This window comes from Serratia sp. FS14 (genome assembly GCF_000695995.1).
In the GTDB taxonomy this organism is placed as follows: Bacteria; Pseudomonadota; Gammaproteobacteria; order Enterobacterales; family Enterobacteriaceae; genus Serratia; species Serratia nematodiphila.
In genome coordinates this window covers 780,211-807,196 of record NZ_CP005927.1, presented here as the reverse complement: position 1 = coordinate 807,196, position 26,986 = coordinate 780,211, and the positions used below count along the sequence as shown (strand labels likewise).

General features: G+C 61.2%; 19 protein-coding genes. 11 read left to right on the top strand and 8 right to left on the bottom strand.

Features of this window, described 5'->3' with window-relative positions:
- The first annotated feature begins 72 nt into the window (after positions 1 to 72).
- The 3 genes from L085_RS03725 to L085_RS03715 are packed head-to-tail and all read left to right on the top strand — an operon-like array spanning position 73 to position 2,369.
- A complete protein-coding gene (locus L085_RS03725; protein WP_016930472.1) occupies positions 73 to 1,068 on the top strand; it encodes a hypothetical protein in 996 nt (331 codons plus the stop codon).
- On the top strand, positions 1,068 to 1,646 hold the full coding sequence (locus L085_RS03720) for a hypothetical protein (protein ID WP_044030083.1): 579 nt from the start codon (positions 1,068 to 1,070) through the stop codon (positions 1,644 to 1,646). The genes L085_RS03725 and L085_RS03720 overlap by 1 nt, the downstream gene beginning before the upstream one ends.
- A gap of 21 nt (positions 1,647 to 1,667) precedes the next feature.
- Complete coding sequence (locus tag L085_RS03715) at positions 1,668 to 2,369, top strand: DUF2461 domain-containing protein (protein ID WP_004929969.1); 702 nt, start codon at positions 1,668 to 1,670, stop codon at positions 2,367 to 2,369.
- An 8-nt stretch (positions 2,370 to 2,377) separates the two neighbouring features.
- On the opposite strand, the gene ilvY is transcribed toward L085_RS03715, so the two are convergent.
- The gene (ilvY, locus tag L085_RS03710) at positions 2,378 to 3,268 is read right to left on the bottom strand and encodes an HTH-type transcriptional activator IlvY (protein ID WP_004929971.1); all 891 of its coding nucleotides are present in this window, start codon (positions 3,266 to 3,268) and stop codon (positions 2,378 to 2,380) included.
- Positions 3,269 to 3,436: 168 nt separating this feature from the next.
- On the opposite strand from ilvY, the gene ilvC reads away from it, so the two are divergent.
- Positions 3,437 to 4,912: a ketol-acid reductoisomerase gene (gene ilvC / locus L085_RS03705; protein WP_004929973.1), complete on the top strand. Its 1,476-nt coding sequence runs from the start codon at positions 3,437 to 3,439 to the stop codon at positions 4,910 to 4,912.
- 45 nt (positions 4,913 to 4,957) lie between these two features.
- Here the strand turns inward: ilvC and L085_RS03700 are convergent, their stop codons facing one another.
- Together L085_RS03700 and L085_RS03695 are read right to left on the bottom strand one after the other, a co-directional pair.
- A complete protein-coding gene (locus L085_RS03700; RefSeq protein WP_044030082.1) occupies positions 4,958 to 5,659 on the bottom strand; it encodes a LuxR family transcriptional regulator in 702 nt (233 codons plus the stop codon).
- Between the two features lie 244 nt (positions 5,660 to 5,903).
- A complete protein-coding gene (locus tag L085_RS03695) occupies positions 5,904 to 6,836 on the bottom strand; it encodes a sugar kinase (protein ID WP_044030080.1) in 933 nt (310 codons plus the stop codon).
- 238 nt (positions 6,837 to 7,074) lie between these two features.
- Between L085_RS03695 and pdeH the strand changes: the two genes are divergently transcribed.
- Together pdeH and L085_RS03685 are read left to right on the top strand one after the other, a co-directional pair.
- A complete protein-coding gene (pdeH, locus tag L085_RS03690; protein ID WP_015379389.1) occupies positions 7,075 to 7,866 on the top strand; it encodes a cyclic-guanylate-specific phosphodiesterase in 792 nt (263 codons plus the stop codon).
- 90 nt (positions 7,867 to 7,956) lie between these two features.
- Entirely contained in the window at positions 7,957 to 9,996 is a 2,040-nt protein-coding gene (locus L085_RS03685) for an AsmA family protein (RefSeq protein ID WP_044030079.1), read from the top strand.
- On the opposite strand, the gene L085_RS03680 is transcribed toward L085_RS03685, so the two are convergent.
- From L085_RS03680 to yhjD, 3 genes are all read right to left on the bottom strand, one after another.
- On the bottom strand, positions 9,997 to 10,764 hold the full coding sequence (locus L085_RS03680; RefSeq protein WP_015379387.1) for a CDP-diacylglycerol diphosphatase: 768 nt from the start codon (positions 10,762 to 10,764) through the stop codon (positions 9,997 to 9,999).
- A 100-nt stretch (positions 10,765 to 10,864) separates the two neighbouring features.
- Entirely contained in the window at positions 10,865 to 12,187 is a 1,323-nt protein-coding gene (locus tag L085_RS03675) for an MFS transporter (protein ID WP_004929985.1), read from the bottom strand.
- A gap of 329 nt (positions 12,188 to 12,516) precedes the next feature.
- Positions 12,517 to 13,536 carry an inner membrane protein YhjD gene (yhjD, locus tag L085_RS03670; protein ID WP_015379386.1) on the bottom strand — a complete coding sequence of 340 codons (1,020 nt, stop codon included), beginning with the start codon at positions 13,534 to 13,536 and terminating at the stop codon, positions 12,517 to 12,519.
- Between the two features lie 341 nt (positions 13,537 to 13,877).
- Between yhjD and L085_RS03665 the strand changes: the two genes are divergently transcribed.
- Positions 13,878 to 14,744: a crotonase/enoyl-CoA hydratase family protein gene (locus tag L085_RS03665; RefSeq protein ID WP_004929989.1), complete on the top strand. Its 867-nt coding sequence runs from the start codon at positions 13,878 to 13,880 to the stop codon at positions 14,742 to 14,744.
- Positions 14,745 to 14,760: 16 nt separating this feature from the next.
- Here the strand turns inward: L085_RS03665 and pdeR are convergent, their stop codons facing one another.
- On the bottom strand, positions 14,761 to 16,755 hold the full coding sequence (gene pdeR, locus L085_RS03660; protein WP_021505223.1) for a cyclic di-GMP phosphodiesterase: 1,995 nt from the start codon (positions 16,753 to 16,755) through the stop codon (positions 14,761 to 14,763).
- A gap of 532 nt (positions 16,756 to 17,287) precedes the next feature.
- Between pdeR and spy the strand changes: the two genes are divergently transcribed.
- The gene (gene spy, locus L085_RS03655; protein WP_044031925.1) at positions 17,288 to 17,779 is read left to right on the top strand and encodes an ATP-independent periplasmic protein-refolding chaperone Spy; all 492 of its coding nucleotides are present in this window, start codon (positions 17,288 to 17,290) and stop codon (positions 17,777 to 17,779) included.
- 92 nt (positions 17,780 to 17,871) lie between these two features.
- Here the strand turns inward: spy and L085_RS03650 are convergent, their stop codons facing one another.
- On the bottom strand, positions 17,872 to 19,089 hold the full coding sequence (locus tag L085_RS03650; RefSeq protein WP_044030077.1) for a Tm-1-like ATP-binding domain-containing protein: 1,218 nt from the start codon (positions 19,087 to 19,089) through the stop codon (positions 17,872 to 17,874).
- A gap of 249 nt (positions 19,090 to 19,338) precedes the next feature.
- Between L085_RS03650 and L085_RS03645 the strand changes: the two genes are divergently transcribed.
- From L085_RS03645 to L085_RS03635, 3 genes are all read left to right on the top strand, one after another.
- Positions 19,339 to 19,992, top strand: coding sequence for a TetR/AcrR family transcriptional regulator (locus L085_RS03645; protein ID WP_049870704.1), 654 nt, complete (start codon positions 19,339 to 19,341; stop codon positions 19,990 to 19,992).
- A 478-nt stretch (positions 19,993 to 20,470) separates the two neighbouring features.
- On the top strand, positions 20,471 to 23,494 hold the full coding sequence (locus L085_RS03640) for an autotransporter serine protease (RefSeq protein ID WP_044030075.1): 3,024 nt from the start codon (positions 20,471 to 20,473) through the stop codon (positions 23,492 to 23,494).
- Between the two features lie 130 nt (positions 23,495 to 23,624).
- A complete protein-coding gene (locus L085_RS03635; RefSeq protein ID WP_049870633.1) occupies positions 23,625 to 26,717 on the top strand; it encodes an autotransporter serine protease in 3,093 nt (1,030 codons plus the stop codon).
- The last annotated feature ends 269 nt before the right edge of the window (positions 26,718 to 26,986 follow it).

The window sequence follows — 26,986 nt, the reverse complement described above, 5'->3', positions numbered from 1 at the left end:
GGGTTGCATGGTTGTGATTTTGTCGTGCATTTTTATACTGCCAAGACTTCTGACGTATAGGGATGCACGACAATGAAAACCGCTTTTTCTACGCCGTTCGGTTCTCCCGAAGACGATTTGACCAACGCCGAATTTGCCCGCCTGTTGGGCAATGCCGGGGTACAAGAATTCTATCGCGATATTAATCTGCAAGCCTTGCAGGACTCGCTGGACTGCAGCCTCGCTTTTCATGGCGTGGGAATTATTTTTTCCGACGGGCAAAACTCATTTTTAGTCCGCCCGACGCAGCACACCGGTTATTCGAACGCTTCGCAGGTCACGCACGTGGTCATCAGCAAAACGGTGGCTCATACCTCGCGCGTTGCCGCGACCAATACGCTGTCGGAAGCGTTGAGCAAACCCAGCGTCAGCAAAGAGTTGGCCTCGGCCGCGCTGTCGTGCGGAACGCTGCTGGTATCGGTATTTTTACTGGCGTCGGGCAGCGTCGCCGTGCCGTTCACCGGCGGCACCAGCTCTGCGGTGGCTTATCTGGGCTATGCCGGCATGGCCGCCAGCGCGCTGCAGTGCGGCAATGGGCTATACCGCGTCAACAAGCTTTATGACGGGAAAGGCGATGAATTGGCGCAGCTCGACTCTGAGCAGTGGTATATCGCCACCAGCACCGTACTCGATGTGATCTCGCTGGCCAGCGCGGGAGCCGCCCTGAAGGAAGCGACGATGACCTACCGCGCCATGCGCCGCATTTCGGCGCGCAAGGCGACGGAATGGCTGAAAAGCATGCCCCGCAGCGAAAGGAAGCGGCTGACCGAAAACATCATTCGAGCGGAAAATCCGGGGATTTCCAATAACGTCTTGAAAGAAATGGTGAAGAACGGCTTATACCCGAAGCGCTATCCGACGGAAGCGATCCAAAACGGGTTGCGTCAGCAACTGCATTCGGCGCTCAATAACTCATTGACGTTCGTGGGCAGCGGCATCAGCGGCACCCTGTCGGCGCCGGTGAATGTGAAAACCACCGGACAGTATTTTGTGGGCATTATGCAGAAATTGCCGCAGATGGTGAGGTAATGGCGGAGTGGATGATTAAACGCCTGATCGCGCAGGGCCGGGAGATGGAAAGCCAAATCGCGGCGCGCGATCGCGCGCTTTTCGCCGGCGTGGATGCGCAGCTTGAGCAGCATTTCCTGACGCCGGGCCAGCGGCTGTCACCGCCGGGCGTCGGCAATGTCATGTTGCTGATGGTATGCCTGACGCTGGGGCTGGCGGGCGTGATGGGCCTGGCCACGGACGTGGCGGCCGCCTGGAGCGGCAGGACTTCCGCCGCCGTTCTCATGGGCAGCGGCGCGATCGTGGCGGTGTGGATGACGCTGATCCTGTTCCAACTGGTGCAGGGGAAAAACAGCGGGGTGGTATTGCTGCAATACTATCTTGGCATGCTCGGTCTGTGTTGCCTTGGCGCTGCAGTAGCGTGGGCGACGGGCGTGACCGGCATCGCCACCGTTGCCATGTTGCTGGGGGGCGCGGTGGGTGGTGCGCTATTCAGCAACCGGGCGGCGTTCTACCTGTATGTCGCTTATTTTCGCACGCGTCGGCGCGTGTTTATCAAACGCCGTTGGCAGAGGGAAGATCTGCGCAACACCCGATAAATCGTCAGAACGGAAAAGCTTATGACGCAACCTTTCTCCGGCTTTAGTCAGCAGGGCCTGAATTTCCTGCAGCAGGTGCGGATTGAGAATGATAAGGCGTGGTTCGACGGCAACCGCGACATCTACGATCGCGAGCTGCTGGCGCCGTTTCGCGCGCTGGTGGAGCAGCTGGCTCCCGGCATGCTGGCGATCGATCCGCAGTTCGAGACTCGCCCGGCGATCGGCAAAACGCTGTCGCGCATTCATCGCGATACGCGCTTTTCTCATGATAAATCGCGCTACCGCAGCCGCATGTGGCTGACGTTCAAGCGCCCGAGTAAAGACTGGAAAGATGCGCCGGTGTATTTTTTTGAACTGGGGCCAGACATGTTGCGCTATGGGCTCGGCTACTACAGCGCCAACAAGCCGACCATGGATCTGTTCCGCCATACGCTGAGGCAGCGGCCGCAGCCTTTCCTTGAGGTGGCCGCCTGCTGCCGGCCGCCGTTCGAGCTGGTGGGCGAGAGCTACAAGCGCCCGCTGGTGAAGGAGCAGGCGGCGGAGATCGCCACCTGGTACAACCGCAAGTCGTTTGCGGTGATGGTGACCGACAGCGAAGTGGAAAAGCTGTTCAGCGCCGATCTGGCGCCGCGGCTGGCCGGGGCATTTTTGCAGCTTGAGCCGCTCTACCACTGGCTGATGCAGGTAGAGACGATGAAGCAGATCGATCCGGCGGATCTGTAAACCTCGCGTCAGCGGGGATGCAGCAACCGCCAAAAGGCGTCGATCAGCGGATCGCTGAGGCGCTTCTTCTGGACGCAGACCCCCAGCTCGAAGGGTTCGACCATCGAGATGTTATCCAGCTGCGAGATGCGGTTGCGCACCGGCTCCGGGCTGTTATCCACCACCACGCTCGGGATCAGCGCGATGCCGCAGCCCAAAGCGACCATCGACACGATCGCTTCGTGGCCGCCGACGGTGGCGTAAATCAGCGGATTGCTGATGCGGTGGCGGCGGAACCACAGCTCGATGCGTTTTCGCGAAGGGCCGTGTTCCGGCAGGATGAACGGGATCTCGGCCCAGTCGGGCTTGTCGGCAAACGCCTGGCTGCGTACCGCGCAGGGCAGCGCCGGTGCGATCAGCACCAGCGGGATTTCACCGATTTTGGTGAACGCCACGCTGGCGGGCAGCGTTTCCGGCCGGCCGGCGATGCCGAGATCGGCCTCGTTGGACTGCACCTTGTCGACCGCGTCGGCGGCGTCGCCGGTGGTCAGCTTAATTTCTACCAGCGGGTGCTGCGCGCGGAAGCGATCGAGGATCGGCGGCAGGTGGCTGTACGCCGCGGTCACCGAGCAGAACAGCCGGAGTTCGCCGCTCAGCGAAGGGCCGTGCTGGCCGAGCGAGTGCTTCAGCTGCTGATATTGCAGCAGCGTTTGCTGGGCGAATTCTTTCAGCTGTTCGCCGGCGTCGGTGAGCTGCACGGTGCGGTTATCGCGTAGGAACAGCGGCTGCCCGAGGATCTCTTCCAGCCGCTGGATCTGGCGGGAGAGCGTCGACGGGCTGACGTGCATCGCCTTGGCGGTGCGCCCGAAGTGATGGCTTTCGGCCAGATGCAGGAACAGCTTTAAATCACGTAAATCCATATCGATACGCTCGCAGTGAGAGTGTTGCAAAAATTGCAATATCACGTTCTCAATATATCAATTTAAGCAACGCATTTCCTGTTATACATTGAGTTTAACGAATCTCCGCACAGACAGGGCGGGGAATGAAAATAACAATGCAAGACAACATCAAACCGGAGTACCACCATGGCTAACTATTTCAACACATTGAACCTGCGTCAGCAGCTGGCGCAATTGGGCAAATGCCGCTTTATGGCGCGCGACGAATTTGCTGACGAAGCCGGCTACCTGAAAGGTAAAAAAGTGGTGATTGTCGGCTGTGGCGCCCAGGGCCTGAACCAGGGGCTGAACATGCGTGACTCCGGCCTGGATGTCGCCTATGCCCTGCGCAAAGAAGCGATCGACGAAAAGCGCGCTTCCTGGCGCAAGGCGACCGAAAACGGCTTTAAGGTCGGCACCTACGAAGATTTGATCCCGCAGGCGGATCTGGTGGTTAACCTGACCCCGGACAAGCAGCACTCTTCCGTGGTGCGTGCGGTGCAGCCGCTGATGAAAGACGGCGCGGCGCTGGGGTATTCCCACGGCTTCAACATCGTTGAAGTGGGCGAGCAGGTGCGCAAAGACATCACCGTGGTGATGGTCGCGCCGAAGTGCCCGGGCACCGAAGTGCGCGAAGAGTACAAGCGCGGCTTCGGCGTGCCGACCCTGATTGCGGTTCACCCGGAAAACGATCCGAAAGGCGAAGGCATGGCGATCGCCAAAGCCTGGGCGGCGGCGACCGGCGGCCACCGCGCCGGCGTGCTGGAATCCTCCTTCGTCGCTGAAGTGAAATCTGACCTGATGGGTGAGCAGACCATTCTGTGCGGCATGCTGCAGGCGGGGTCTCTGCTGTGCTTCGACAAGCTGGTTGCTGAAGGCGCCGATCCGGCTTACGCCGAGAAACTGATTCAGTTCGGCTGGGAAACCATCACTGAAGCGCTGAAGCAGGGCGGCATCACCCTGATGATGGATCGCCTGTCCAACCCGGCCAAGCTGCGCGCCTATGCGCTGTCCGAACAGCTGAAAACCATCATGGCGCCGCTGTTCCAGAAGCACATGGACGACATCATCTCCGGCGCGTTCTCCAGCGGCATGATGGCCGACTGGGCGGAAGACGACGTGAAACTGCTGACCTGGCGCGAAGAGACCGGCAAAACCGCATTCGAGAATGCGCCGCAGTTTGAAGGCAAAATCAGCGAGCAAGAGTACTTCGATCACGGCGTGCTGATGGTGGCGATGGTGAAAGCGGGCGTTGAGCTGGCGTTCGAAACCATGGTCGATGCCGGCATCATTGAAGAGTCGGCTTACTACGAGTCGCTGCACGAGCTGCCGTTGATCGCCAACACCATTGCGCGTAAGCGTCTGTATGAAATGAACGTGGTCATCTCCGATACCGCGGAGTACGGCAACTACCTGTTCGCCAACGCAGCGGTGCCGTTGCTGAAGGACTTCATGACCACCCTGCAGGCGGGCGATTTGGGCAAAGCCGTGGCGGGTACGGCGGTGGACAACGCGCAGCTGCGCGACGTGAACGAAGCGGTGCGCAGCCACCCAATCGAAACCGTCGGCCGCAAACTGCGTGGCTACATGACCGACATGAAACGTATCGCCGTTGCGGGCTGATTTTCCGCAAGATAAAAAAAAAAGCCGGCTGCAATGCCGGCTTTTTTATGCCTGCGGCGGCGCGATCAGTTGCCGTTCAAGGCCGCGCCGGATCGCGTGTTTGGCGTTGGCGACCCCCAGCTTACGCACCGCATTGCCGATGTGAAACTTCACCGTGCCGGTTTTGATCCCCAGGATCAGCGCGATCTCGTTATAGGTTTTGCCCTGGCTGGCCCAATAGAGAATTTCCCCTTCGCGCGGCGAGAGCCGATCCTTTCGGCCAGCCTCGGCGCTGGCCAACGCAAACGCGTGCTGGTGGGTATCGACCAAGACCATCTGCAGGCTGGCCCTTTCTTCCGCCATTAGCTGCCGCAGTTCGGCGTCATCGGCCGCCGTCGCGCTGATTGACAAGATCGCCAGGTTGTTGTCGTGATCGTGCAAAACAAAGCTGCAACCGTGCACGATGTCGTACTCCCGCGCCTGGCTGAAGATCTTCCGGTAATGCCGATCCTCGGTGGTGAGGGCGGTGTCGTGCCACATAAAGGGCGCACAGCGGCTATGGGCGGCGCGCACGACGGGATCGATGTGCTGATAGCGATTGGTACTGTAGATGTCCAGCCATTCTTGCGGGTAGTTCGATACCAGCAGATGGCGATCGGGATGGTGTTTGTTGAAGGTCAAGTAAGCGTATTTGAATTGGCTAAAGGCCTGTAGCCGGCCGTCAAGATGCAGTCTTGCGGCGACGGCGTTGGCGAATGTGGCGGCCATCGGTAACCTCCCTGTCGTTCGGCGGCTCAGCCCGACCTGCACCAAAGTCCAGCTAGTCAGTGCGGCGGATTGAAATTTATACTCGGCTAATAAATTCAAAAAGACGGCAATGCCAAGACCCGAGCTTAGCAGCTCTGGGCGGAAATAAGCCAACGCCAGGGAAATTCTTTCAATCATCCTCTGATCAATGCTTCTGGGATCCATTGCGTGGGCGGCGGGGGTGACTTCGCCGCCGCCTTATTGATTATGCGGGCATCGCCGCTGCGGGAATGATGGCGCCGCGATGTTGGATCACCGTTGCAGCAAGCTGGTGGCCGCGCTGCGTCGCCTGCTGGGCGCCGCCGCCGTTCAGGCGCACCGCCAGGTAGCCGGCGCTGAAAGAGTCGCCCGCCGCGGTGGTATCCACCACGCGCTCCGGCGGCAGCGCGATCGCCGGCACCTCAAGCCGCTCCCCCTCCACATTGAACACCAGACAGGCATCCGCGCCGCGTTTGATAACGATCTCGCCGACGCCGAGCGCCTGCGTGCGCGTCACTATCTGTTCAACCGGCTGCGCTCCCCACAGCAATTCTTCGTCATCCAGCGTCAAAAAGGCGATGTCGGTGCAGGCCAGCACCTCGCGGTAGGCCTGCTGCGTTTCCTCACGGCTTGGCCACAGGCGCGGGCGGTAGTTGTTGTCGAAGATCACCTTGCCGCCGTTGGCGCGACAGCGGCGCAGCAACGCCAGCAGCTTCGTGCGGTCGGCAGGCGCGAGGATCGCCAGGCTAATGCCGCTGAGGTACAGGTAATCGAACTGCGCCAGCCGCGCGCACAGTGCGTCGGCCTGCGGTCCAGCAAGCCAATAGCGGGCGGCGGCGTCATTGCGCCAATAGTAGAAAGTGCGTTCGCCGGCGGCGTCGGTTTCGATCACGTACAGGCCCGGCAGCTTGTTGTCGAATTGTTGAATCAACCCGGTCTCGATCTTCTCCTGCCGCCAGGCCTGCAGCATCTCGCCGCTGAAGCTGTCGGTGCCGAGCGCAGTGACGTAATGCACCTGCAACGTCTGTTTCGGCATTTGGCGGGCGAGGTAGACGGCGGTGTTGAGGGTATCGCCGCCAAAGCCGCGCGTCAGCTGTGCGCCCTGCTGCGACAGCTCGATCATGCATTCGCCGATCACGGCGAGGTTTCGGATAGTCATCGTCAATAAGCCCTGGCTAAAGAAGAAGCAACAGCCACCAGTCTCCACGCAAGGCGGTAAGAGAGTCAATAAATTAAAACAGTGTTTTAATTTTTTATGATCGCGATCGGCCAACGCCAACAGGGTGAAGAGGAAAGCGTGCGGCAATTCGTGCTTAAAGTTTTACGCGGCGTGGCCGATAAGTTGGGTAAAGAAACAGCGGCAGCGCTCTCACTTCCCCGCCACGGCGATAGTACCGATGATAACCAATCTGATCTCGGGTCTGCTGGCGCCCTGTTTTGCCCTCTATGCCTGCGCCAAATCGCGGCGCTACTGGCGGCAATGCCGGCGCTTGTATACCTTCCAGCCGATTTATCGCACCAGCGGCGCGCTGTTGGCGGTGGAACTGCTGACGGCGGTATATCACCCGAATGAGCCGGACAAGCGGCAATCCCCGGAACACTATTTTGCCTCGCTCGGCGTCGCCCAGCGTTTGCGGGTGGTTCAGGAACAGCTGGCGCTGTTGCAGCGCTGGCAGGCGTTGTTCACCCGCCATGCGGTGATGGTGTCGGTCAATATCGACGGCATCGCGCTGCAAGCATTACAGCGTCATAGCGCCTTGCAACGGCAGATCGCCGAGATGCCCTATCTGCGCTTCGAGCTGGTGGAGCACGCCGCAACGGCGTCAAACCGCCCGCTGCAGCAGATCGTCGGCGGCGAGCGGCTGTGGCTGGACGATTTCGGCAGCGGGCTGGCCAACTTCTCCGCCGTCGGCGCCTGGCGCTATCAATACATCAAGGTGGCGCGTGAATTGTTTACCTTGCTCAAACAGTCGGAAGAGGGCGTCCAGCTGCTCGGCACCCTGATCAAGATGATGAACCAGCACAGCGACGGGGTGATCGTCGAGGGTGTGGAAACCGAACAAGAGTGGCGGCTGGTGCAGCGTTCCGGCGCGTTGGCCGCCCAGGGCTACTACCTTTCCCGTCCGGCGTGCTTTGAAACGCTGCACAGCGTGCCGACGCTGTTCGCCGCACCCGGCGCGCCGGCGTGAACTCCGGCCCATCCTCAGCTAGGCTTAAACGGGGCTGCTAACTCCTTTCCTTTCATTCGGCAGCCCGATTTATGCGCTGAGGGAGCCGCTATGACAAGAACAGGAAAGGTTTTCAGCTGGCTGGGCGGCATTTTGCTGCTGCTGATCGTCGCGCTGACGATCTTCATTGCTACCTTCGACTGGAATCGACTCAAGCCTACCATCAACGACAAAGTGTCGGCCGAACTGCGGCGACCGTTCGCCATTCGCGGCGATCTGGGCGTTGACTGGTCGCGCAATCCGGATGAGGGCGGCTGGCGCGCCTGGGTGCCCTGGCCGCATATTCACGCCGAAGACGTGTGGCTGGGTAACCCGAAAAACGTGCCCGGCGACAGCATGGTGACGCTGCAGCGCGTCGACGCCAGCATTGCGCCGCTGGCGCTGCTGGGTAAAGAGCTGCTGATCCCGCGCATCTGGCTGAAGCGGCCGAATGCTTCGTTGCAACGCCTGGCCAACGGCGACAACAACTGGACGTTTGACCTGGCCGCCGGCCAGGATCCCAAGCAGCCGCCTTCCGATTGGTCGTTCACCGTTCACGACATCGTATTCGACAAGGGGCAGATCGCCTTTAGAGACGCCACGCTGAAGGCGGATTTCCGCGCCGTCATCGATCCGCTCGGCAAGCCGTTGCCGTTCAGTGAAGTGACCGGCAAACAGGGCGGCGACAAGGCCGCCACCCCCGATTACGTTTTCGGCTGGCAGGTGAAAGGCAAATATAGCGGCGAGCCGTTGAGCGGCAGCGGCAAGATTGGCGGCATGCTGTCGCTGCAGAGCGCCGATTTGCCCTTCCCGCTGCAGGCCGATGTGCGCTCCGGCAGCACCCGGGTGGTGGTCGCGGGCACCTTGTCCGATCCGCTGAACCTCGGCGGCCTGGATGTACAGCTGAAATTTTCCGGTGAAAGCCTGAGCAACCTCTATGGCCTGACCGGCGTGTTGTTGCCGAATACCCCGCCGTATGCGACCGATGGCCATCTGACCGCCCGCCTGCATCAGCCGGGCGGCGCGGTGTTTGAGTACCAGAAATTCGACGGAAAAATCGGCGACAGCGACATTCACGGCAGCTTGAAGTACGTTGCCGGTAAACCGCGGCCCACGTTGAGCGGCGCGGTGAACTCCCGGCAGCTGAGATTGGCGGATCTGGCGCCGCTGATCGGCGCGGACTCCAACGCCGCCAAAGCCGGGCGCGGCGAGAAAAGCCGTCAGCCGGCGGATAAGGTGCTGCCGGTCGAACAGTTCGATACGCAAAGCTGGAGCAAGATGGATGCCGACGTGAAGTTTGCCGCCGCGCGCATTGAACGCGGCAGCGATTTGCCGCTGAGCGATCTGGCCACGCACCTGAAGCTGAACAATGGCGAACTGCGCCTGGATCCGCTGCGCTTCGGCATGGCGGGCGGCAGCCTGAACGCCGTCGTGCGCCTCGACGGCGGCAAAAAGCCGATGCGCGGGCAGGTGGATATGCATGCACGCAAACTTCAGCTTAAACAGCTGTTGCCGAACGTGGAGGCGATGAAGCGCAGCCTCGGGCAGATGAACGGCGACGCCAGGCTGACGGGCAGCGGTAATTCGGTGGCCGAACTGCTGGCGACCAGCAATGGCGACCTGCGCCTGCTGATCAATAATGGGGTGATCAGCCGTAGCCTGATGGAGATCCTCGGTCTGAACGTCGGTAACTATCTGGTGGCGCAGCTGTTCGGTGACGACGTGGTGGGCATCAACTGCGCGGCGGCGGACGTCGGCATCCGCAGCGGCGTCGCCGCGCCGCGACTGTTTGTGTTCGACACCGAAAACGCGGTGATCAACATCACCGGCAACACCAACCTCGCCACCGAACGGCTGGATTTGTCCATCGATCCGGAAAGCAAGGGCATGCGCGTGCTGACCCTGCGTTCGCCGCTGTACGTGAAAGGCACCTTCAAGCACCCGGACGCCGGGGTCAAAGCCGGGCCGCTGATCGCGCGCGGCGCGGCGGCGGTGGCGTTAGGGGCAGTGCTGACGCCTGCGGCGGCGCTGCTGGCGCTGGTCTCGCCCAGTGAAGGCGGCGAGGAGAACCCGTGCGGGCAGATCCTGCGGGAGATGAAAGGCAAAAAATAATCAGGCGCGCGGCGGCGGCGTGAGCAGCCGGCAGTCGTGATCCTGGATCTCTTCCGCCGAGGCCAGGGTGAACGGCAGCAGGCTGCGCTCGGTTGCCAGCAGCAGGAAATCCCCGTCCGGCAGCGCGGTCATCGCCAGGCCGAAGCTGCCCATGCGCCCGTCGGCGCGCGGCAGGCCGGAGGCCAACAGGCGGAAGGCGCCCTGTTGTTCCAGTTCAGCGGCGGTCACCCGCCGCCCCAGATAGTCATGCCCCAACAGGCCGCCGGGCAGCGGTTGCCATTGCTTGATGAAATGGGGGCCGATTTGCGCCAGCCGCTGTTTTACCGCCGGCAGCAGGCAGGAGATATGGATGTGCAGCTGGTTTTGCGTGCGGCCATATTCCGAATTGATCGCCAGGGAAATATCGCCGTCGTCGATCGGTTTGCCATAGCGTTCCGCCATCACGTGGCGCGCGCGCCAGGCCTGGGCGAAGAAATTCGGCGTGGCGGCGTCCAGCACCGCCGGGCTTTCGATACCGGTGATTTTGGCGCTGGGCATCAGCAGGTATTGCAACGGCCCGTTGCGATCTTTAAACACCACGAAACCGGCCTGCACATCCACCTGCGCGCAGGGCGCCGGGTTGTCGTGCGCCTGCTGATTGGGCAGACATTGCTGGCTGACGATGCGCCACAGCGCATCGGGATGGTCGGGTTTCAACCCGTAAAAGAGCGCGATGGCGATAGCCGCCAGCAGCGCCACGCAGACAAATACCCCACGACGCAGAGACATCGGCCGATCCTGTTACCGAGAGAAACATTCAGCATAGCCCGGTTTTATGACAGGAAACGAACACCGCGTGCGGCCCCCGCAGTGAGGGGGCCGTAGGGGATCACAGCGACTGATGGCGGGTTTCTTTCATCAGCAGCAGGGCCAGCAGCGTCAGCCCGGCCATCGCCGCCAGGTACATACCGACGTAGAACAGTCCGTAGTGGGCCGCCAGCCAGGTGGCGATATAAGGCGCCACGGACGCGCCGAGGATCGACGCGACGTTGTAGGAGAACGATGCGCCGGTATAGCGCACTTCGGTAGGGAACAGCTCCGGCAGCAGCGCGCCCATCGGGCCAAAGGTCAGCCCCATGATGCTCAGGCCGCACAGCAGGAAGCCCATCACCAGCGCCTGGTTGCCGGAGCCCAGCAGGGTCGGGAACAGGAACGCGAAGCCGATCATCAGCAGGGTAATGGCGATCATGGTCTTGCGGCGGCCGAACGCGTCCGCCAGCAGACCGGCGATCGGCACCATCACGCCGAAACCGATCACCGCCACCATCAGCATCCACAGGAAGCTGTTGCGGGAGTAACCGAGCCCGAGCGGCTGCGGCGCGGTGCCGTAGGTCATCGAATACACCGTCATCAGATAAAACAGCGTGTAGGTTGCCAGCATGATGAAGGTGCCGAGGATGGTGGCTTTCAGATGCTTGCTCAGCAGCGTGCCGAGCGGCACTTTCACCTGTTTGCCGGCCTTGGCCACTTTGGCGAACACCGGCGTTTCATGCAATGACACCCGGACGTACAGGCCAATCAGCACCAATGCGGCGGAGAGGATGAACGGCACGCGCCAGCCCCATTCCATAAATTGCTGGTCGCTCAGCAGCCACGAGAGCAGCAGGAAGGTGCCGTTGGCGAAGAAGAAACCGATAGGCGCCCCTAACTGGGGGAAGGAGCCATACAGCGCGCGCTTTTTGGCCGGCGCGTTCTCCGTCGCCAGCAGGGCTGCGCCTCCCCATTCGCCGCCCAGCCCCAGCCCCTGCCCAAAGCGCGCCAGCGCCAGCAGGATCGGGGCGAAGATGCCGATGGTTTCATAGCTCGGCAGCAGGCCGATCAGCACGGTGGAAATCCCCATGGTCAGCAGCGAGGCGACCAGCGTCACCTTGCGCCCCACGCGATCGCCGAAGTGGCCGAACAGCGCAGAGCCGATAGGGCGCGCGACAAAGGCGACGGCGAAGGTGGCCAGCGACTGCAGCGTCGCGGTGGTCGGGTCGCCCTGCGGGAAGAAGATGTGCGGGAACACGATCACCGCGGCGGTGGCGTAGATGTAGAAGTCGAAAAACTCGATGGCGGTGCCGACCAGCGAGGCGACGATGACTTTCCCGCGGGAGTTCACCGGTGTGGACGCGTCGTCGGCGTCGAGTGGGGGTGCGATGGTGGCTTGCATATCTATTTCTTATTGTTGGAGGGGGTAAAAATCCATCTTAGTGACAGCATTCGGCCTTTTCAACGCGGGAACTTTGGGCAATGACCCGGCTAACCGGTTAAAAAGACTAATGTTTTATCTGGCTTGTTTTCTGCAGCGTTAAACGTTGAGAAAGGGCTTTCGTACAGAGGGAATGGCTGTAAAAGCGGCAAAGAAAAGTGATTGGGTAGTCTGTTATGCTGGTTTTTCGGATCGCGTGCCGCGTTATTTAGACGTATTGACTGGTTTTCTGGCTGATATCCAGAGGAAAGTGCCGGTGTGTGCGATAACACCGGCACGATCGCATGGCTTCAGCGCGCCGGCGGCTCGCGTTCCGGCACGGCTTTGTCGCCTTTGTAGTCGGCGGTGGCGATCCAGGCGGCGCAAAACAGCGTCAGGCGGGCGAAGAAGTAGAAGAACGCCATCAGCCCGATCACCGAGCCGAAGGCCGCGCCGGAAGGCGATTTCGCCACCTGCGGCAGCGTCATCGTCATCACGAACTTGATCACCTCAAAGCCGATAGCCGCAAGCAAGGTGCCGCGCAGCAGCGCTTTTTTCTTCGGTTTGTGGCGCGGCAGCATCCAGAAAATCCACAGGAACAGCAGATAGTTGGCGAAGATCGAGATCGACAGTGCGATCGTCGTCAGCGCCGGCCGCAGCCATTCGATGCCGTCCAGCCCCAGCGCGTTGACGATCGCCGCCTGCGCCGACCCGGCGACCGAGGTCAGCGACAGCGTGATGATCAGCGCGACCACCAGGCCGGTCAGCGAGATGAAGTCGCGGGTGTACTTGAAATAGATTTTCTCCTGATCCTGCGGATTGCGCTCCCAGACGTCACGCGACTGCGCGCGGATCGCTTCGCGCAGGTTGCCCATCCAACTGATGCCGGAATAGAGCGCCAGCGCCAGGCCGGTCAACCCCACGGTGGTGCGCTGCTGAATGGCGGTATTGACGGTGTTCTTCAGCGTGCTGGCCAGCGTCGGATCGCTGATGCTGCCGACGATCCGGTTGATCAAGCGGGCCAGCAGATCCGGGTTGGAAGCCAGCACGAAACCGGCGGCGGCGAACGACACCATCAGGATCGGGATCAGCGAGAGGAATGAAAAATAGGTGATGGCGGCGCCGAACTGGCTGCCCAGCCGATCGTTAAAGCGTTCGGCGGCGCGCAGCAGGTGCGCCACGCTCGGCCAGGCTTTGATGCGTTCAATCAGACGTGAAAAACCGCTAATGCGGCGGTCGAGCGTCTCATGGCCGGTCTTGATGGCGATAAGCGGCTTCGGCGGCGTGTCTTGTGCGGGCTGGCGGCGTTCCTGGTCTGGTCCTGTAGGCATTACTTCACGATTTCCTTAACGTTAAACGGCATGTATCAGCGTTGATTATAGCCAAAGCCCTGCGGCGTTTTGAGCGCCGGGGCGGCAAACGGTCAATTTCCGAGCTTAACGCGTTAGCGCCCGGCATGAAATGCCGGGGATGGCGCGATAGGTAAAATTCCTATGAAAACCCCGTGGCGCCTCGGTTTTTTTCACTTCTCTACCTCCAATTTTTATCTGTTTCGTCGGCGAGAAAGCGTTTACTCATGATGTGGCGTCGCGCTTTGCCGCTCGCCGCTCCGCTGCAGCCGTAGGGGCTGGAACGGTCTCATCCGTCATCAACAGAAAAACTGGAAGGTCTTATGAAATTGCTTAATCACCCCACCTGTCGTCCGTTTACCGAAGCGGGCAATCTGTCGCAGATCTCCGCCTACTATGAAGAGGGGCGGCACATCATGTGGATGCTGCTGCGCGCTGCGCCACGCCCCTGCTTCAACCAGGCATTGATTGAAGACATCATGACGCTGGCGCAGGCGGCGAAGGAGTCTTCGCTGCGGTTCGACTTCTGGGTCACCGGCTCGCTGGTGCCGAACATGTTCAACGTCGGCGGCGATCTGCAGTTCTTCGCCGAAGCGATCAAAAACCGCAAGCGCGAGGCGATGATGGCCTACGCGCGCGCCTGCATCGACTGCGTGCATGCGGCGGCGCGCGGTTTCGACACCGGCGCGGTCAGCATTGCGATGGTTGAAGGCAGTGCGCTGGGGGGCGGTTTTGAAGCGGCGCTGGCGCACCATTTCGTATTGGCGCAAAACAATGCGCGCATGGGGTTCCCGGAGATTGCGTTCAACCTGTTTCCCGGCATGGGGGGGTACTCGCTGGTGGCGCGCAAGGCGGGCATGCGCTTGGCTGAGGAGCTGATTTGGGGCGGCGAGTCGCACACCGCAGAGTGGTTCGAGAGCCGCGGGCTGGTAGACCAGCTGTTCCAGCCCGGCGACGCTTACCTGGCGACGCGCACCTTTATCGATACCATCCGGCCGAAGCTCAACGGCATGCGCGCCATGCTGCGGGCGCGTCAGCGCGTGTTGCAGCTGACGCGTTCCGAGCTGATGGACATTACCGAAGATTGGGTGCACTCGGCCTTTACCATTGAGGAAAAAGACCGTGCCTACATCGAGCGACTGGTGATGTTGCAGGATCGCCATACCCTGAACCTGCGTCGTGCCGGCTAACGTTAACGCGCCCGCCTCATGCGGAGGGTGAGCGCGGGCGATAGGACTGCAGCCAATGCTCCAGTTGTTCCGGGAGCATTGGCCGCGCGAACAGAAAGCCCTGTTTTTCGTCCACGCCGACTTCGTCGAGGAAGTGGTTTTCGCTCTCGGTCTCCACCCCTTCGGCGATCACGCGGAAGGCTAACGCCTCCGCCGCCGCGACGATCGCGCGTACCAGCGATTGCGATACCGGATTGAAATTCACCCCGCGCACGAAGCTTTTATCCAGCTTGATGGCGTCCAGAGGAATGCGTGCCAGCTGCGCCAACGACGAATAGCCGGTGCCAAAGTCGTCAAGATGCACCTGCGCGCCCAGTTCGCGCAGCCGGGTGATCAGCGCGCGCGCGCGATTCTCGTCTTCAATCAGGCTGCTTTCGGTCAACTCGAAGTCCAGCAGACAGGGAGCCATGCGGTGACGGTGCAGCACCCCGAGCAGGTCGTTGACGATGCTGTCATCTGCCAGCTGACGGGCAGAGAGGTTGACCGCCACCCGCAGATTCAATCCCCGCTCTTGCCACTGCGCCGCCTGCCCGGCGGCGGTTTGCAGCACCCATTGGCCCAACGGGCCGATCAGGCCGGACTCCTCGGCATAGGAGATGAACTGCAGCGGCGGGATCAGGCCGCGCTCCGGCGAATCCCAGCGCACCAACGCTTCCACGCTGTGCACTTCACCGCTGTGCGCGTCGATTTTAGGCTGGTAATACAGCACCAGCTGATTTTGCTCCAACCCTTTGCGCAGATTGGTGTCCAGCCACATGTACTCGGCGACGCGTTTGTTCATCTCCGGCGAGAAGACGGTATAGGTGCGTTTTCCGTGCTCCTTGGCGACGTACATGGCGGTATCGGCGCTGCGGATCAGGCTGTCGAGATCGTTGCCGTGCTCAGGGCACAGCGCGATGCCGATCGAACAACCGGTATACACCTCAATCAGGCCGATGCGAAAAGGGGTCTTCAGCCTGTCGATAATGCGCTGCGCCAGCGTTTGCAGGCGCTCGCGATCGCTTTGTGGCGCCAGCACCAAGAATTCGTCGCCGCCGAGGCGGGCGAGCACTTGATCCGGGCTCAGGCAGCCGAGGATCGCCAGAGCGACCTCGACCAGGAGCCGATCGCCGAACATATGGCCGTAGGCGTCGTTGACCTTTTTGAAGTTGTCGAGATCGAGGTACACCAGGCCGAAACTCTCTTCACCGCGCGTGGCGATGGCGTGATTGATCTTGTCCTGTATGGCGTTACGGTTCGGCAGGCCGGTGATGAGATCGGTGTTGGCCAGCACCCGTAGCCGCTCTTGCGCGCGGCGTTCTTCGGTGATGTCGGTACCGGAGCAGATCAGAAAGACTTCGTTTTTTCCGCTGCCGCTGTGCACGAATTTGTTGCGAAACAGGAACAGCCGTTCACCCTTGACCGTCTTTACCCAGCGTTCCACCTCATAGGACGAACCGTTGCGGAAGAAGCCGGCGATGTTGCGCCGCGAAGCGGCGGCTTCTTCCGGGCTCATAAACAGTTGGAAAACGTTTTTGCCGATCACCTCGTGTTCGTGCAGCCCGGTGTACTCCTCGCTCAGCCGGTTGAAGCGCTGGATGCGGCCGTGCTGATCGACGATCACGATCACCGAGTTGGCTTCGGACACCACCTGCTCGGCGAAGGAGAGGCCGTGCACCAGGTCGCGCGCCACGGATTGGGTGTCGCTGAAGGCGGAAGCGGTGCCCGCCCATTCGAGGTTGTTGACGCGGCGCCCGACCAGATGCAGATGCAGCGGTTCACCGGCTAGCGTAATGGTCAGCTCAAGGCTGGCAGTCACGCCGGTCAGACGGCGGATTTTCGCCGCTTCCATAGCGCTGAGCGCCACCGCGACATGAGCTTTGCCCTTAATAGCGGACAGTTCCAGGGCATTGCTGTCAAACGCCAGCCGCCAGTGGGGGCTTTGGGTGCCGAAGTGAGCGCTAAGAAGCTCAGGGCCTTGGTCTGCGGGCATGACGATTCCTCAAAAGAGCACGGGCGGGCGGCCGGCACAGCGCCGGGCAGCCTGTTGGCCCGAAAGCGATCGCCGTACGCATCTGTGCATCATATAACAGGTTTTCACAGGCGGGGCGGGTGATGGAAACTATTATATAAGCAATGATTAGTTTTGCGGTGTAAACGTCGCCCGGCGGCCGCTTGCCTTAAAGTGTAGGAGAACATCGGATCGTGTGATGCTTAGTGATTTTCCCTGCTATCGGAAAACGGTTGATACAAGGTTGCCGTGCAGGTGAGTAAATTATAGCGGTGAGGGGAAAGCGGAAAAATAACTCCACCGGGGGGATTTTTGCCGAGAAATTAAAATTTCCATCAAATAAACGCCATCTTCATAGTTTTCTCATAATTGGTGAATAAATCCGAGACGGGTTTTAAAAAGTTTACACACCCTCGCATTACTTGAAATTTATCAGCCTATTATTATCTCCGACAACGAATGAGCCTGTTAACGTACAGCGCTCCTGATGAAGAAAATTTTTAAGGAAATGATTATGCGTAAATTGACGGCTTTATTTATTGCTTCCACGCTGGCTCTGGGTTCTGCTTCCGCGGCGTTCGCCGCCGATACGGCGACGGCCCCGGCGGCGGATGCGGCGCCGATGAAAATGATGCATCACAAGGGTGAAGGCAAAGGCGGCCCGTTCGCCGGGCTGAACCTGACCGAGCAGCAGCGCCAGCAGATGCGCGATATCATGAAAGAGTCGCACCAGAAGCGCGGGCCGGGCATGAAAGAGGAGCGCCAGGCGTTGCACAATCTGGTCGCTTCCGACAGCTTTGACGAAGCGAAGGCGAAGGCGCAAATTGACGCGATCGGCAAAGCGCAATCCGAACGCATGCTGGCACGCGCCAAAGCGGAAAATAAAATGTATAACCTGCTGACGCCTGAGCAGAAAAAACAATACAATGAGAATTATCAGAAACGCGAGCAAAAGATGATGGACCACATGAATAAAATGAAGGAGCAGATGCCCTCCGGTCAGTAATATCCGCTCGCGGTGAATAAAAAAGGGCCAGACTATTTGTCTGGCCCTTTTTATTTGGCGTTATCACCGGCAGGTTCTGCAGTGAGTGATAATCATTCCCCGCCGACAATGCGCCGGAACTGTTCGGCAACGGCCTGTGCAAAGCGCGGGTCGTTAATATGATAAGGCGTTTTTATCAGCCGGCGTTTGTCGGTGGCGTATACCGTCTCCTCCAGCGCTTGCGTAAAGGCGGCCAGCGCCGCCGGATCCCAGAACGGTTGGCCGGGCGCATCCAAAGCCGATACGCCGCCCGCCGGGATAACGAAACGCACTTCGCCCGCGCAGGCGTTGATCTTTTCGCCCATCCAACGCCCCATTAACGCATTCTCCCGCGCGCTGGTGCGCACCAGCGTCACTTGCGGGTTGTGATGGTGACGCAGACGGTTGGCATAGCGAGCCGGCACCGTATTCGGCGCGCCGAAGTTGATCATGTCTATCGCGCCGCAGGAGAGCACGCACGGGATGCCGGTACGCGCAATGGCACCAAAACGATCCGTATTGCAGGGCAGCACACCGCCAAACAGGTAATCGGCCACTTCGGTAGTGGTTAAATCGATGGCGCCGTGCAGTTGGCGGTTATCGATCAGTTTTTCCAACGATCTGCCGCCGCTGCCGGTCGCATGAAACGTCAGACAATCCCATTGTGTTCCCAGTTCGGCAACCAACGCCTGAACGCAGGGCGTGGTGACGCCAAACGTCGTCAGGCCGATCGCGGGTTTGTTATCGTGATAGTCGACGGCGGCGAAGTGCACTGCGCCGGCTATCTGGCGCGCTGCGTTGCTCAGCACCCGTCGCGAGATGCGGTTCAGGCCGGCGAGATCGGTGACCGAATACAGCATGTTGATATCGCTGGCGCCGACATAGGCGGAAACGTCTCCCGCCGCCATGCTCGAGACCATCACTTTCGGCAGGCCGATCGGCAGCTGCTGCATGGCCGGCGTGATGATGGCGGTGCCGCCGGAGCCGCCCAGGCCAAGCAAGGCGGCGATATCGCGGCGCGTCAGGATAAAACGTTCGAAAGCGGTCGCCATGGCGGCGATCGCCTGGCCGCGACTGGCGCAGAAGACCGCGTCGGCGCCCGCCGGATGGTGGCGTGCGACGTCCTCTGGACCGATATCGGCCGGGGAGTCAAACGGCAAGCGACGAGTGGAAAGATCGACGGTTCGCGTGGGTAAATTCAGGGCAGCGATCAGCCGGCGTACATACTCCAGCTCTTGTCCTTTCGTATCTGCTGTGGTAGCAATATAGACAAAATTTGAAGTGTCTTTCATGTATCTTCCTGGGGTGTTTCTAATTTTTATTTAAAAATCATTTTGTTATATTTTTTAGGGTGCCCTGGTGTTGGCGTTTAAATTAAATTGATTAATGTATTTATATAATGAGACGGCAGTATCATTTTTGCAAGGGCAGCTCAGTGCAAAATGGGACTCCTGTCTCATTTTTGAGCTTTTCAACGTGGCCGGCGCTTTGCCGGCAGCCAGTCGACAGAGGCGCATCCTCTGTTGCGCAAGCGTGTGCAGATGCATGAGGTTTATGTGCAGATAGATGCTTTTCCCACCCCGTTTGATCCTTCACTGACTTCCACCCGGGCAAAAACCTACCGTTTGTTGCTGGCCAGCGCGATGACGCTGTATGACGAAGGGGCGTTTCCTTCGATCACTGAACTGGCGGCGCATGCGCAGGTATCGCGTGCGACGGCCTACCGCTATTTTCCGACCCAGAGTGCGCTGATTAGCGCCGTGGTGGCGGAAAGCCTGGGGCCTATTCTGGAATGGCGCCCGCAAGACGATGACGCCCTGAAACGCATCCAGCAGTTGCTGACTTTCGCCTATCCTCAGATGGAGCGGCACGAGGGAGCATTGCGCGCGGCGCTGCAGCTCTCTTTGCAACAGTGGGCGCACGCGACGCCGGGCGAGAAATTCGTGCGCGGCAACCGCAAGCGTCTGTTGGCGCTGGCGGTGGAACCGCTACAGGGCAAACTGCCGCCGGACTCTCTGCAGAGAGTGATTCATGCTTTCTCGCTGATTTACGGCTCGGAGGTGTTTCTGGTGCTGAAAGATATCTGGGGGCTGGAGCTTGAGAGCATTCAGGACGTCACGCAATGGATGGCCAAAGCCATTCTGCGTCAGGCGGAAGAGGACGCGACGAACTGCAAAAAAACATCAGCAGGATAATCCAATTTTTGCCGATGGTCGAGTGAAAAACCAGCATAATTCACTGAGTGAATATTGGCAAAATTTATAATTAAAAGTGATAAAAGACGCCTGTTAAGCACTTTTCAGGCGGCCGCACTCTTCATGTATCCCTGGGTTATATTTTTATTTATCAGTAAATTATAATTTATCCCTTCACTTGTTATCGCCGTTTTGATACCGGTAAACGTCATTGTCATTTCTTATCGGCACTGGCCTGATTCATCCCTGAAACATTCTCTCCTCCCGTCGAACTGCCGGATGACACATTAAGCGCACTTGAGATTGTTGTGCTTTATTTATTTGGTGTTACCAAACTGTTACACAAAAAATCTTATAAAACATTTGCAAACAACAACGGACGGTATCTGGGATGGAGAAGAAACGTAGAGGAGTCAAATCCGCTCGGGCGGCCTTCGGCTGGCCTGAAATCGGAGTTCATCGCGCACAATGGAGCGCGATGCTGATCTGCCTGACGGCGATTGGCGGGGCGCAGGCCTCCAGCTATATAGAGAACGGCCAGGCGGGCGATCCAGCCAGCTGGCGCAGCAGTGAGTTCAATGCAGAATGGGGGCTGGGGGCGATCCACGCCGACCAGGCCTACGCCGCCGGTTATACCGGAAAAGGCATCAAACTTGGCATTTTCGATCAGCCGGTTTACGCCAAGCACCCGGAGTTCGCTGGTGAGAATAAGGTGATCAATCTGGTTACCAAAGGCATCCGTGAATACACCGATCCCTATATTCCGGTGAAAAAAGGCGATGATTTCCGCTATGACGGCACGCCGAGCGTGGATTCCGATGGCACGCTCGGTTCGCACGGCACCCACGTGGGCGGCATCGCCGCCGGCAGCCGCGACGGCGGCGCCATGCACGGCGTGGCGTTCAATGCGCAGATCATCAGCGCCGAAAACGGCGATCCCGGCCCGGAGGACGGCATCATCCTCGGCAACGACGGCGCAGTGTACCAGGCCGGCTGGGATGCGCTGGTGGCCAGCGGCGCGCGCATCATCAACAACAGCTGGGGTATCGGCATTACCGATAAATTCGCCAAGGGGGGCAAGAATCCCGCTTACCCTCATTTCACCGTCGACGATGCGCAAAAGCAGTTCGATCAGATCAAACAGATCCTGGGCACCAAGCCCGGCGGCGCCTATCAGGGCGCGATCGACGCGGCGCGCAGCGGCGTGGTCACCATCTTCGCTGCCGGTAACGATTACAACCTCAACAACCCGGACGCCATGGCCGGCCTGGCTTATTTTGTGCCGGAGATTGCACCGAACTGGCTGTCGGTCGCCAGCCTGCAGGATCCGACCAATACCGGCGATTACAGCATCAGCACCTTCTCCTCTCGCTGCGGTTATACCGCCAGCTTCTGCGTCTCGGCGCCGGGCACCCGGGTATACAGCTCGGTAATCGAAGGCACCAGCCTAGAGAATCTGACAACCGGCTACGCCAAATACAGCGGCACCTCGATGGCGGCGCCGCACGTGGCCGGCAGCGTCGCGGTGCTGATGGAGCGTTTCCCGTATCTGAGTGGTGCGCAGGTGGCGGAAGTGCTGAAAACCACTGCCACCGACATGGGCGCGCCGGGCATCGACGCGCTCTACGGTTGGGGGATGATCAACCTGGGCAAAGCCATCAACGGCCCGGGCATGTTGGTGACTGCCGAAGATATTCCTGCGGAGTTCCGTATTCCGGATCCGACGGGCGTGGCCTACGGCCCGACCCAGTTTGTGGTGGATCTGCCGGGCGTCGGCGCGGTGCTGGACAAGGGTAAACCGACCGAGCGCGTCTGCAGCGATGTGCTGTGCGGCCTGGATTTCTGGAGCAACGACATCTCCGGCCATGGCGGCCTGACCAAACAGGGTATCGGCACGTTGGTACTGACCGGTAACAACACCTATGCCGGCCCGACGCTGGTTAATCAGGGGCGGCTGGCGATCAACGGCTCGGTCACCTCGGATGTCAGCGTGCAGAACGGCGGCATCGTCGGCGGCAGCGGCACGGTCGGTTCGCTGACCGCCCGCCGTGGCGGCACCGTGGCGCCGGGCAACTCGATCGGCACCCTGAACGTGGCCGGCAACGTCAGCTTCGAGCCGGGTTCGCGCTATGCGGTGGAAGTGGGCCCGAACGGCCAGAGCGATCGGATCCAGAGCAGCGGAGCGGCGACGATCGGCGGCGGCGAGGTGGCGGTCACGCTGGAGAACAGCAGCAACCTGCTGACGCAAAGCGAGGTGCGCAGCCTGCTGGGCCAGCAGTACACCATCCTGAGTGCGCAGCAGGGGGTGAGCGGGCAGTTTGACGCGGTGGTGCCGAACTACCTGTTCCTCGGCACCGGGCTGAGCTACCAGCCGAATGGGGTGACGCTGAGCGTCGGGCGCAACGGCACAAGCTTCGCCAGCGTGGCGCAGACGCCGAACGAGCGGGCGGTGGCGGCGGCGGCGGATGCGCTGGCGGCGGGCAACCCGGTGTACGAGAGCCTGCTCAACAGCGGCTCGGCGGGCGAGGCGCGGCAGGCGTTCCGCCAGCTGTCGGGGCAAATCCATGCGGACATCGCGTCGGCGCTGGTGAACGACAGCCGCTACCTGCGTGAGGCGCTGAACGGGCGCCTGCGTCAGGCGGAAGGGCTGGCGAGCTCGTCGGCCATCAAGGCGGACGAGGACGGCGCCTGGGCGCAGCTGCTGGGGGCGTGGGACCATGCGTCGGGCGACGCCAACGCCACGGGCTATCAGGCCTCGACCTACGGGGTGCTGGTGGGGCTGGACTCGGCGGCGGCGGCCGACTGGCGGCTGGGGGTGGCGACCGGCTACACCCGCACCTCGCTGCACGGCGGGTACGGGTCGAAGGCGGACAGCGACAACTACCACCTGGCGGCGTACGGCGACAAGCAGTTCGGCGCGCTGGCGCTGCGCGGCGGGGCGGGCTACACCTGGCACCGTATCGACACCAAACGGTCGGTGAACTACGGGATGCAGTCGGACCGCGACACGGCGAAGTACAGCGCGCGCACCGAGCAGCTGTTCGCGGAAGCGGGTTACAGCGTGAAGGGCGAGTGGCTGAACCTGGAGCCGTTCGTCAACCTGGCGTACGTGAACTTTGAAAACAACGGCATCGCGGAAAGCGGCGGCGCAGCGGCGCTGCGCGGCGACAAGCAGCACACCGACGCGACGGTGTCGACGCTGGGGCTGCGTGCGGACACTGAGTGGCAGGTGAGCCCGGGCACGACGGTGGCGCTGCGCAGCGAGCTGGGGTGGCAACACCAGTACGGCGGGCTGGAGCGTGGCACCGGGCTGCGGTTCAACGGCGGCAACGCGCCGTTCGTGGTGGACAGCGTGCCGGTGTCGCGTGACGGCATGGTGCTGAAGGCGGGAGCGGAAGTGGCGATGAACGAGAACGCCTCGCTGTCGCTGGGCTACGGCGGGCTGCTGTCGCAGAACCATCAGGACAACAGCGTCAACGCCGGTTTCACCTGGCGCTTCTAAGCAACATCGACTCAATCCTTGTACGGGAACCGTCTGCGGGCGGTTCCTTTTTCACATCCTGCTAATGATAACCCGGCGCACCTGGGGCGTCGGCCAATAACAAGCAAAAGGTAAGGAAATGACAACAACAATGGGTTTTGATAGCAAAGGAAACGCTCGTCGCTCGTCGTGGCGGCTGAACGCGCTGGTCTGCTGCATGGCGCTGGCAGGGTATGCGCAGGCGGCGCCGCACGAGGTGAACGGCCAAGCCGGCGATCCGGCCAGCTGGCGCAGCGCCGAATTCAACGCCAACTGGGGGCTGGGGGCGATCCACGCCGATGAGGCCTACGCCGCCGGCTACACCGGCAAAGGGCAAAAGGTGGGCATTTTCGACACCCCGGTTAACCGCCATCCCGAATTCGCCGGCGACGGCAAACTGATCAACGTCGTCACCGAAGGCTACCGCGCCTATACCGATCCGCACCGGCCGGGAATTAACGCCGGCGATCGCTTTTACTTCGACGGCACCTTCCACTTCTACAGCGGCTCGCAGGGCATGCTGAGCAATCACGGGGTGCACGTCGCGGGGATCAGCGCGGCGAACCGCGACGGCGTCGGCATGCACGGCGTGGCCTTCGATTCGCAGGTGATCAGCGTCGATAACGACAACGACGGCCCGGCGTACGGCGAATTCCTCGGCCTGGACGGCGCCGTCACCAATGCCGGCTGGCAGGCGATGATCAAGAGCGGCGTGCGGGTGATCAACAACAGCTGGGGCGTCAGTATTCCCGATTTCCTGTCCGACGGCGGCCGCGATCCCAACGCGCTGCACTTCGAGCTGAAGGATGCGCAGGAACAGTTCGATCAGGTCAAGCCGCTGCTCGGCAGCCTGGCCGGCGCAGGCTATCAGGGCGCCATCGACGCGGCGCGCAAAAATATTCTGGTGTTGTTCGCCGCGGGTAACGACGGCAACTACAACCAGCCGGATGTGATCAGCGGGCTGGCCTATTTCGTGCCGGACATCGCGCCGAACTGGCTGTCGGTCGCCAGCGTGGCGCAGGATGCGGCATCGACCAACAGCGTGCCTTACACCATCAGCAGCTTCTCTTCCCGTTGCGGCTATACCGCCAGCTTCTGCGTCTCGTCGCCGGGCAGCAAAATCTACAGCACTGTGGCCAACGGCTCCGATCCGGCCAACCTGGTGTCGGACTACGGCAATAAAAACGGCACCTCGATGGCGACCCCGCACGTCACCGGCGCGGTGGCGGTGTTGCTGCAGCGCTTCCCGTACATGAGCTCGGCGCAGATTGCCGACGTGCTGAAAACCACCGCCACCGACATGGGCGCGCCGGGCATCGACGCGCTCTACGGCTGGGGGATGATCAACCTGGGCAAGGCCATCAACGGCCCGGGCATGTTCTATACCGTTGAAGATATTCCTGCGGAGTTCCGCATTCCGGATCCGACGGGCGTGGCCTACGGCCCGACCCAGTTTGTCGCCAATATTCCGGGTCTGGGCGCCGAGGTGGATGCCGGCACGCTGCACGCCAGAAAGTGTGACGACATCAGTTGCGAGCTGGAAGTCTACTCCAACAACATCTCCGGCCATGGCGGCCTGACCAAAGAAGGGATGGGCACGCTGGTCATGACCGGCGCCAACACCTATGCCGGCCCGACGCTGGTCAATCAGGGGCGGCTGGCGATCAACGGCTCGGTCACCTCGGCCGTCAGCGTGCAGAACGGCGGCATCGTCGGCGGCAGCGGCACGGTCGGTTCGCTGACCGCCCGCCGTGGCGGCACCGTGGCACCGGGCAACTCGATCGGCACCCTGAACGTGGCCGGCAACGTTAGCTTCGAGCCGGGTTCGCGCTATGCGGTGGAAGTGGGCCCTAACGGCCAGAGCGATCGGATCCAGAGCAGCGGAGCGGCGACGATCGGCGGCGGCGAGGTGGCGGTCACGCTGGAGAACAGCAGCAACCTGCTGACGCAAAGCGAGGTGCGCAGCCTGCTGGGCCAGCAGTACACCATCCTGAGTGCGCAGCAGGGGGTGAGCGGGCAGTTTGACGCGGTGGCGCCGAACTACCTGTTCCTCGGCACCGGGCTGAGCTACCAGCCGAATGGGGTGACGCTGAGCGTCGGGCGCAACGGCACAAGCTTCGCCAGCGTGGCGCAGACGCCGAACGAGCGGGCGGTGGCGGCGGCGGCGGATGCGCTGGCGGCGGGCAACCCGGTGTACGAGAGCCTGCTCAACAGCGGCTCGGCGGGCGAGGCGCGGCAGGCGTTCCGCCAGCTGTCGGGGCAAATCCATGCGGACATCGCGTCGGCGCTGGTGAACGACAGCCGCTACCTGCGTGAGGCGCTGAACGGGCGCCTGCGTCAGGCGGAAGGGCTGGCGAGCTCGTCGGCCATCAAGGCGGACGAGGACGGCGCCTGGGCGCAGCTGCTGGGGGCGTGGGACCATGCGTCGGGCGACGCCAACGCCACGGGCTATCAGGCCTCGACCTACGGGGTGCTGGTGGGGCTGGACTCGGCGGCGGCGGCCGACTGGCGGCTGGGGGTGGCGACCGGCTACACCCGCACCTCGCTGCACGGCGGGTACGGGTCGAAGGCGGACAGCGACAACTACCACCTGGCGGCGTACGGCGACAAGCAGTTCGGCGCGCTGGCGCTGCGCGGCGGGGCGGGCTACACCTGGCACCGTATCGACACCAAACGGTCGGTGAACTACGGGATGCAGTCGGACCGCGACACGGCGAAGTACAGCGCGCGCACCGAGCAGCTGTTCGCGGAAGCGGGTTACAGCGTGAAGGGCGAGTGGCTGAACCTGGAGCCGTTCGTCAACCTGGCGTACGTGAACTTTGAAAACAACGGCATCGCGGAAAGCGGCGGCGCAGCGGCGCTGCGCGGCGACAAGCAGCACACCGACGCGACGGTGTCGACGCTGGGGCTGCGTGCGGACACTGAGTGGCAGGTGAGCCCGGGCACGACGGTGGCGCTGCGCAGCGAGCTGGGGTGGCAACACCAGTACGGCGGGCTGGAGCGTGGCACCGGGCTGCGGTTCAACGGCGGCAACGCGCCGTTCGTGGTGGACAGCGTGCCGGTGTCGCGTGACGGCATGGTGCTGAAGGCGGGAGCGGAAGTGGCGATGAACGAGAACGCCTCGCTGTCGCTGGGCTACGGCGGGCTGCTGTCGCAGAACCATCAGGACAACAGCGTCAACGCCGGTTTCACCTGGCGCTTCTAAGCCAAGCGGTCATTACAGGGTCAACGGAGCCGGCATGCCGGCTCCGTTTTTATTTGCGGCTGCGGGGTGAGTCCGTATGATGGCGCGGCGCCAGGGCAATAAAAAACCGGGACCCTGACGGATCCCGGCTTAAAAGTGGGTAAAACAGATTAGCGCTAAAGGCTCAAGCCCCGTTTTGCTTATGCAGTCCAAGCGATGTGAGCATCGTCTCAGTAGCGGCAACGGAACAAATTTTCCCTGGTGTTACTATGGTTATTATTAAAAATCGT